This window comes from Sphingopyxis sp. SCN 67-31, assembly GCF_001725095.1.
In genome coordinates, this window is the sequence record NZ_MEFH01000147.1 from 1 (window position 1) to 7,969 (window position 7,969).

The following is a 7,969-nucleotide window of genomic DNA, read 5'->3' on the forward strand; positions in this document are numbered from 1 at the left end:
AAACGCTTCGATCAGGGCGCGCCGGGGCTGCATCATGCCTGTTTCCGGATGCGCGATCGGGACGCGGTCGACCGCCTCTATGCCTTTTTGAAGGATCGCAGCGACATCGTCTTCGTCCACGGCCCGCAGGAGGAGCCCTGGGCGCCGGGCTATTATTCGATCCTCTTTGAAGACCCCGACGGTATCCGCATCGAATTCAACCACGTCCCCGGCGTCGGCCTGCTCGAAGCGGGCCGCGAAATCGGCGGCGCCGAAATCTTCGATTAAAAGCCGTAGACGAGCGTGAAGCGGGTCAGCGTATCGACGGTCTTGACCCCCGCCGGCGGATGGGTGTCGATGTCGGCCGAATAGGAGACCCGCGCCGACAGCGCACCCGAAAGCTTGGCATTGAGCGCGGTCAGCGAACTGGTCGTGGTCGTGCGATCGCCGACGATCGTCGAGGCGGCCTGCGTCAGCCGCAGGTTCGGCGACATCTGCCATCCGAAATCGAGCCCCGCGAGCCCGGTCAACTCACTTTCGTGGCCACCGGTCACCAATTCGGTCTGCCGCCATGCCGGGCCGGCCTTCAGATTGAGCGTCATCGCCAAGCCCGCCCGACGCGCTCCAACGCGCATCAAACCCCTGCATCCGGTCGCGCTCCCACCGGCCCAGGCCAAAGGCAAAGGCACGGTCGCCCATGCGGATTTGCGGTTCATATTCGGCAAGATATTTCTCGATCGTCGTCTTGCCATTGGTGCGCTGATAATCGGCCTGAACGCGGAAGCGCTGATCCCAGTCCAGCCCCTTGCGCGCCAGCGCGATGCCGGCGCTGAGCCCGGTCGATTTCGAATTGCCCGAGCTGTGCGAGGCACCGATCTGCCCCTCGCCCTTCCAATGCTGCCAGAATTTCGCGCTCGCCAGCCGCGCCCGCGCCGCATCGGCCGCCGCCTGCTTCTCGGCCGCGCGCTTGGCGCGATAATCGACCAGCAGCGCATCGATGTCGGCGACCTGTGCGGGGCTGGTCTTTTTGGCAAGCGCCCCCACCGCTTCTACATCGCCGTCCTTCTTGCTCGCCATGGCGGCGGCCAGCATCTGGAGGACCGGATCACGCTCGGGCTCCCGCTTGGTTCGCGCGCGCCAGGCGGAGAGGATCGCGTCGATTTCATCGAGCGATCGCGGATTGGTCGCCTTGGCGAGCGCCACCACGGTTTCCACATCCTTGCGCTCGCCGCTGTCGATCGCGGCGCCAATCATCGCGCGCACCGGATCGGGCAAGGGCAAGGGCCGCACCTCCATCGCCGCCATGACCGCCGGCACCGTCGCGGCGGGCAGCGCCGGACCGGCAACGGCGGCATGCGCCGGCGGCGCGCCGACAGCGGTCAGGAGAATGGCAACCGGCAGCGGCGCGAACTGTCTCATCGAACGGGATCCTTCTTGTGGGGATGCCCCGGGTAATTGTCCCCGGGACCGGTTTTCCGATCGGGCGTAGAGCCGTGCCGCCGCTCTTAACCGCAAAGCCGCTGGCATTTCCACCCATTAGGCCCCATTTGATGCGCATGTGGATCGCGATCATCGCCATTTTCTGCGCCGGGGTGGGCAATTTCGCGATGCACCGCGCCTTCATGGAAAGCGACGATCCGCTGGTGCAGCAGATGGTCCGGCCGCTCGCCGACAAGGTGGGTCCGCACATCACCTATGTGTTCGAATTCCTGCTGCTCGTCGGGGCCATGGCGATCGCGACGCGCAACTGGTTCACCGCGATGCTGCTTTATGGCCTCTACACCATCTTCAACGCGATGGCGTTCAGCTGGGTGATGAATCGCCCGCGGTGAACCGCTCGAGAAGGCGCATTATCCCGGCGGCGCAGCACCCCGCACGCGACTGCTCTCTTTACTTGCCCACCCACCTTCCTATGTCGGTTTGATGGTCAGCCCCGCGCCCTCGCTTCCCAAATCCTTCGCGCAGCTTTCGCCGGCCGAGGCCGCCGAATTGCTCGCGGCGCGCAAACTGCCGCCGGTCGAAAGCTGGCATCCGACGCGGACGGGCGACAGCGCGATGGAAATCCGCGCCGACGGCAGCTGGTATCATGAAGGCGGCCGGATCAACCGCCCGGCGATGGTGAAGCTGTTTTCGACGATCCTGCGCCGCGAACCCGATGGCGGCCATGTCCTGGTCACCCCGGCCGAAAAACTGGCGATTGCGGTCGAGGATACCGCCTTCCGCGCCGTCGAGATGAAAAGCGAGGGCGACGGCGCGGCGCGCACGCTGCTGTTCCGTCTCGACACCGACGATCTGGTCATGGCAGGCGCCGATCATCCGCTGTCCTTCGGGCGCGATCCCGACCGGCCCGACCCGCGACTCCATGTGCGCGGCGCCATCGGCAACGGGCTGGAGGCGCGCATCGATCGCGCGCTCTATTACGAGATTGTCGAGATGGCGCTGGCCGAAGGCGGCGATCCGCCCGCCATCTGGTCGAACGGCGCCTGCTTTCCGCTGGTGGACCGCTGATGCTCTCGGCAAAGCTGCGCGATGCGCTCGACAATCTGCTTCCCGATCATGGCGAGGATGAGGGCTATCTGCTCCATCGCGGCGATTCGCTGCGCGACGCGGCGGTGCTGATCGCCTTCACCGACCGGCCCGACCCCGGAGTCATCCTGACCCAGCGGCCGCAATGGCTGCGCAGCCATGCGGGACAGGTCGCCTTTCCGGGCGGCAAGATCGATCCCGGCGACGCCGATGCGGTCGATGCGGCGCTGCGCGAAGCCGAAGAGGAAATCGGCCTGCACCGCCGCGATGTCGCGGTCGCCGGGACGACCGACGCCTATCGTTCAGGCAGCGGCTATCACATCACCCCGGTCCTCGGCGTCATCCCGCCCGACCTGCCGCTCGATCCCAATCCCGACGAGGTCGAGGACTGGTTCGAAGTGCCGCTCGACATCCTGTTCGATCCCGCCAATTACGAACGCCAGCAGGCGCATTGGCAAGGGCAGGTGCGCCGCTATTATGACATGCATTGGCAGGGACGGCGGATCTGGGGCGTGACGGCGGATATCATCATCAATCTGGCGCGGCGGCTGCCGCCCGGCTGGCATCGCTGAGATGGGGGTAACGATGCTGCCCGACGCCGCGTGGCGCGGCCGCGCAGGATTGCGCCGGATCGTCGCCGCGCTCGGCGCCGATGCGGTGAAGATCGTCGGCGGGGCGGTGCGCGATACGCTGCTCGGCCTGCCCGTAACCGACATCGACCTTGCAACCCCGCTGTTGCCGCAAGAGGTGACGCGGCGGCTCGAGGCGGCCGATATCAAGGTCATTCCGACCGGCATCGCGCACGGCACGGTGACCGCGATCGCGAGCGGCGATCATCACGAGATCACGACGCTGCGCCGCGATGTCGAAACCGACGGCCGCCGCGCCACGATCGCCTTTGCCGACGACTGGCGCGAGGATGCGGCGCGGCGCGACTTCACGATCAACGCGCTCTACGCCGATCCGCTGACCGGCGCGGTCGATGACTGGTTCGGCGGGCTTGCCGATCTGCAGACCGGCTGCGTCCGCTTCATCGGCGATGCGGCGACCCGGATCAGCGAAGATTATCTGCGTATCCTGCGCTTCTATCGCTTTGCGGCGCGTTTCGGGGACGGCGACCTCGAACCCGTCAGCCACGCCGCGGTGACCGCCGCGCGCCAGTCGCTCAAGAGCCTGTCGCGCGAGCGCATCGCCGACGAGTTGACCAAGATATTGTCGCTTCCCGATCCACGCGCAATCGTCGGCCAGATGGCGGCCGACGGCATCTTCGCGGTGATCCTGCCCGAACTCGACCCGGGGTTCGCGACCGCGCTCGACCGCTTGCTCGCCAATGAAAGTGCGGCGGCGGCGGCACCCGCGTCACTGCGGCGGCTCGCCGCGCTGTTGCCCGCCGACGCTGCCATTGCCGATCAGGTCGCGAGCCGGCTGCGCCTGTCGACGCGGCAACGCAAGCATCTGTCGGCGATCAGCGCGTATCGCCACGACGCGCGGCCGGTGCGTCAGCTTGCCCATGCCATCGGGATCGAGGCGGCGCGCGACGCGCGGTTGCTCGGCGGGAATGAGAGCGATGCAGCGGCTGCGGTCGCGGCGCTCGACGGCTGGACCGTGCCGCAGCTTCCGGTGCGCGGCGGCGACATCGTTGCACGCGGCATCGCGGCGGGGCCGGAGGTTGCGCGCATCCTGCAAGGCGTCGAGGCGCAATGGGTGGCGGAGGATTATCCGGACGCCGCGCGCGTCGCGGAACTGGTCGATCAGATGATCGGGCGGAGCAGCGACTGACGCCAATAGGCGATCGCCGCGCGGGCATCCATCGGCCGCGCGAACAGATAACCCTGACCGAAATCGCAGCCGAGCGCCGAGAGCAGCCGCGCCTGGTCGGCGGTTTCCACACCCTCGGCCGTGGTGCGCATGCCCAGCACTTCGGCAAGGCTCTGGATCGTGCGGACGATAGCCGCCTTGTCGCGGTCCTCGACCATATGGTCGACGAAGCTGCGATCGATCTTGAGGACGTCAAGCGGCAGGCGCTGGAGATAGGCGAGGTTCGAATAGCCGGTACCGAAATCGTCCATCGCGACCCGGGCCTCGACCGCCTTGAGTTCGCTCAGCACCGACAGCGCAAGGTCGGGATCGCCGATGATCGCGCTTTCGGTGAGTTCGATCATCAGCCGGTCGCCGCCGATGCCGTGCCGCGCCAGCGCCTCGCGGACCACCGCCGCGACATCATCACGAACGAGCTGGATCGCCGAGACATTGACCGAGATATAGCAGTCGACCGGGGCATCATTCTCGCGGTCCCACGCGGCGAGCGTTTCGGCCGCCTTGGCGATCGCCCATTGGCCGAGCGGGACGATCAACCCCGAATCCTCGGCAACGGGGATGAATTCGGAGGGCGACACCGCGCGGCCGGCGCTGTTGTTCCAGCGCGCCAGCGCCTCGAAGCCCGCGACCTTGCCGGTCGACAGTTCGACGAGCGGCTGGAAGTCGAGGTGCAGCCGGTCTTCCTCGATCGCGTTGCGCAATTCGGTTTCGAGCCCGAAGCGATTGTCGGCGAGCAGCGCCGCCTCGGGTTCGTAGATTTCGATGCGGTCGGTCTGCTTCGCCCGCTTGAGTGCGATCTGCGCGTGGCGGATCTGATCGGCGACATCGGTGTCGGGCGCGGATTGAATCGCGCACCCCAGCGCGCAATCGACGCTGACCTTCAGCTCGCCGATGCGGAAGGGGTGGTCGAAGCAGCCACGGATGCGGCGCGCCATTTCGCGGACGTCGGCCTTGCCGCCCGCGATACGCGTCGAAATCGCGAACTCGTCGCCGCCGGTGCGCGCCAATATGTCGCCGCTGCGCAGGCTCGATTTCAGACGCCGCGCCACTGTGATGATCAGCTCGTCTCCGGCCAGCGGACCGATATGTTCGTTGATGCGGCTGAACCGCGCGAGGTCGAGCAGCAGGATGGCATGATCGCCCGCTTCCTGCTCGGTACTGCGCTGTTCGACCAGCTCCTCGAACCCGGCGCGATTGGGCAGGCCGGTCAGGCTGTCGGAAACGAGTTCGCGGCGCAGATTGCGCTCGGTCATCATTTCCTGCGTCCGGTCGATCAGGGTCAGCAGGAACAGCGAATCGTCGCCGCTCTCGTCCGACAGCGGGCCGATCGATCCGCGCAGGTCGCGCGCCGCCGGGCCTTCGCCCAGGCGGCAGGAAAATTCGTGGACGCCGCCGATATGCTGTGCGGCCTTTTCGATCGCGCGGCGCAATTCGATCGGCGCCTCGACACCCGCCGGCGACAGGTCGAGCCGGTCGAAGGCGGCATTGCTGGCATGCAGGCGAAAATTGCCGCGCGCCAGCGGCCGCACAAGCGCGGCGGGGACCGGTAAGGCGTCGATCCAGCCGACAAACAAGGATGGCCGGTCTTCACCGGTTCTATCTATTGGCATAACAAAGGGTTTGATGCGACCTTTCCCCATTGGTCGATGCCTAAGTGACCGGAGGTAAAGAAGCTATTTACGGCAACGTAAATTGCGATCAGTCGAAGCGATTGTTACGCGGGAAACCGGTTGGCGGCATCCGCCCCGACGCACTGCGCGCGACGCGCCACGGCCCGAGGTCGGTTTCAGTGCGCACGCGCCCCGTCTCGCCGCCCATCGTCCAGCTCAACCCTTCGGCAAAGACGAAGCTCGTCGCGTCGGACAGGCCGCCATCGCGATATTTCTGCAGCATCACGCCCTGACCGCGCGCCATCACCGGCACTTCGGCGATCGGGAAGACGACAAGTTTGCGGTTCTCGCCGATCACCGCGACGCTGTCATGGTTCGCCGCGATCGTGCGGACGACCGACAAGTGTGCCTTGGGCTTCAGATTGACGACATTGCGGCCCTTGCGCGTTTCGGCGATCACATCGGCCATCTGCGCGACGAAGCCGTGCCCGCTCGACGAAGCGAGCAGCAGCCGGCCGTCGGCGCTCGCCGGGATCAGCGCGACGATGCGGGCGTCGGGGTCGATATCGACCATCAGGCGCAGCGGCTCGCCGAAGCCGCGCCCGCCGGGCAGCTTGTCGGCGCCCACGGTATAGAAGCGCCCGTCGCTCGCCGCGACGAGCAGCTTGTCGGTCGTCTGGGCATGCACCGCAAAGGCGAGTTCGTCGCCTTCCTTGAACTTGAACTCGGCCCATTGATCCGCCGCGACATGGCCGCGCTGGGCGCGAATCCACCCGCGCTTCGACAGGATCACCGTCACCGGTTCCTTCTCGATCATCGCGTCGAGCGGAATGTCGCGCACCGGCGCGGCTTCGGCGATCGCGGTGCGCCGCGCGCCGAGCGGCGTGTCGAGGCCATAGACGGCCTTCAGCTTTTCCAGATCCTTGCGCAGCCGCGTCTTCTGGCGGTCCTTGCTCGCGACGAGCTTCGCCAGTTCCTCGCGCTCGGCGATCAGGTCGGCCTGCTCGCGCTTCAGCTCCATTTCCTCAAGCTTGCGCAAGCTGCGCAGGCGCATGTTGAGGATCGCCTCGGCCTGGCGGTCGGTCAGCTCGAATTCGGCCATCATCACCGCCTTCGGCTCGTCCTCGGTACGGATGATCTCGATCACCCGGTCGAGGTTCAGGAAGGCGATGAGATAGCCGCCGACCAGTTCCAGCCGATCGTCGATCTTGCCGATGCGATGCTCCGCGCGGCGAACAAGGACGATGATCTGATGCTGCAACCATTCGGTGAGCAATTGGTGCAGCCCCATCACCTTGGGCGTGCGCGTCGCATCGAGGACGTTGAGGTTGAGCGCGAAGCGGCTTTCGAGCTCGGTCAGCCGGTAGAGGCTTTCCTTCAGGATGTCGGGATCGACGTTGCGGCTCTTGGGCACCAGCACGATGCGGATATCCTCGGCGCTTTCGTCGCGGACATCTTCGAGGATCGGCAGCTTCTTGTCGGCGATCAGCTGCGCGATCGCTTCGATCAGCTTGCCCTTGGAAACGCCATAGGGAATCTCGCTGATGACGAGCTGCCACGTGCCGCCCGCCTGCTTCTCGATCCCCGTCTCCTCCCACGCGCCGTCCTGCTTGCCGGTCGAAAAGCGCGCGCGGACGCGAAAACTGCCGCGTCCGGTTTCATAGGCGTGGGCAATCGTCTCCGCGCTGTCGACGATGACGCCGCCGGTCGGGAAATCGGGGCCGCGCACATGCGTCAGCAACTCGGCAAGCTCGGCCCTGGGATTGTCGAGCAGCACCAGCGCGGCGTCGATCACCTCGGCGGCGTTGTGCGACGGAATGTTGGTCGCCATGCCCACCGCAATACCGCTCGCGCCATTGGCAAGCAGGTTGGGGAACAGGCCGGGCATGATCTCCGGCTCTTCGTCTTCGCCATTATAGGTCGGACGGAAATCGACCGTGCCTTCGTCGAGCCCCTGCATCAGGTCGATCGCGACGCGCGTCAGCCGCGCCTCGGTATAGCGATAGGCGGCGGCGTTATCGCCGTCGATGTTGCCG

The 7,969-nt window shown here is 66.3% G+C and carries 7 protein-coding genes and 1 pseudogene; 5 read left to right on the forward strand and 3 right to left on the reverse strand.

The annotated features are described in order from the left end of the window. A partial coding sequence (locus ABS88_RS21920; RefSeq protein WP_286750581.1) for a VOC family protein occupies window positions 1-267 on the forward strand: 267 nt, incomplete at its 5' end. On the opposite strand, the pseudogene ABS88_RS25080 reads toward ABS88_RS21920, so the two are convergent. Beyond that, window positions 264-1,506 (reverse strand): annotated as a pseudogene (locus tag ABS88_RS25080) (DUF481 domain-containing protein). The gene ABS88_RS21920 and the pseudogene ABS88_RS25080 sit on opposite strands and share 4 nt — an antisense overlap. 23 nt (window positions 1,507-1,529) lie before the next feature. Here ABS88_RS25080 and ABS88_RS21930 point away from each other — a divergent pair. From ABS88_RS21930 to ABS88_RS21945, 4 genes are all read left to right on the forward strand, one after another. Beyond that, on the forward strand, window positions 1,530-1,811 hold the full coding sequence (locus ABS88_RS21930; protein WP_003042843.1) for a hypothetical protein: 282 nt from the start codon (window positions 1,530-1,532) through the stop codon (window positions 1,809-1,811). 91 nt (window positions 1,812-1,902) lie between these two features. Continuing rightward, window positions 1,903-2,487 carry a DUF1285 domain-containing protein gene (locus ABS88_RS21935; protein WP_286750582.1) on the forward strand — a complete coding sequence of 195 codons (585 nt, stop codon included), beginning with the start codon at window positions 1,903-1,905 and terminating at the stop codon, window positions 2,485-2,487. Beyond that, window positions 2,487-3,077, forward strand: a complete 591-nt coding sequence (locus ABS88_RS21940; protein WP_003042847.1) for a CoA pyrophosphatase — start codon at window positions 2,487-2,489, stop codon at window positions 3,075-3,077. Before ABS88_RS21935 ends, ABS88_RS21940 begins: the two co-directional genes overlap by 1 nt. Before the next feature lie 13 nt (window positions 3,078-3,090). Continuing rightward, the gene (locus tag ABS88_RS21945; RefSeq protein WP_286750583.1) at window positions 3,091-4,284 is read left to right on the forward strand and encodes a CCA tRNA nucleotidyltransferase; all 1,194 of its coding nucleotides are present in this window, start codon (window positions 3,091-3,093) and stop codon (window positions 4,282-4,284) included. Here ABS88_RS21945 and ABS88_RS21950 read toward each other — a convergent pair. Both ABS88_RS21950 and parC read right to left on the reverse strand, forming a co-directional pair. After that, window positions 4,257-5,897, reverse strand: a complete 1,641-nt coding sequence (locus ABS88_RS21950) for a putative bifunctional diguanylate cyclase/phosphodiesterase (protein ID WP_286750584.1) — start codon at window positions 5,895-5,897, stop codon at window positions 4,257-4,259. The two genes, ABS88_RS21945 and ABS88_RS21950, sit on opposite strands and share 28 nt — an antisense overlap. Before the next feature lie 124 nt (window positions 5,898-6,021). Continuing rightward, window positions 6,022-7,969, reverse strand: a 1,948-nt coding sequence (parC, locus tag ABS88_RS21955; RefSeq protein WP_286750585.1) for a DNA topoisomerase IV subunit A, incomplete at its 5' end; no start/stop codon positions are given.

What these genes read in the sequence shown, in the direction of transcription:
- ABS88_RS21945 (WP_286750583.1), top strand. Translation starts at nt 3,091, where the DNA reads ATGCTGCCCGACGCCGCGTGGCGCGGCCGCGCAGGATTGCGCCGGATC.
- ABS88_RS21935 (WP_286750582.1), top strand. Translation starts at nt 1,903, where the DNA reads ATGGTCAGCCCCGCGCCCTCGCTTCCCAAATCCTTCGCGCAGCTTTCG.
- ABS88_RS21940 (WP_003042847.1), top strand. Translation starts at nt 2,487, where the DNA reads ATGCTCTCGGCAAAGCTGCGCGATGCGCTCGACAATCTGCTTCCCGAT.
- ABS88_RS21930 (WP_003042843.1), top strand. Translation starts at nt 1,530, where the DNA reads ATGCGCATGTGGATCGCGATCATCGCCATTTTCTGCGCCGGGGTGGGC.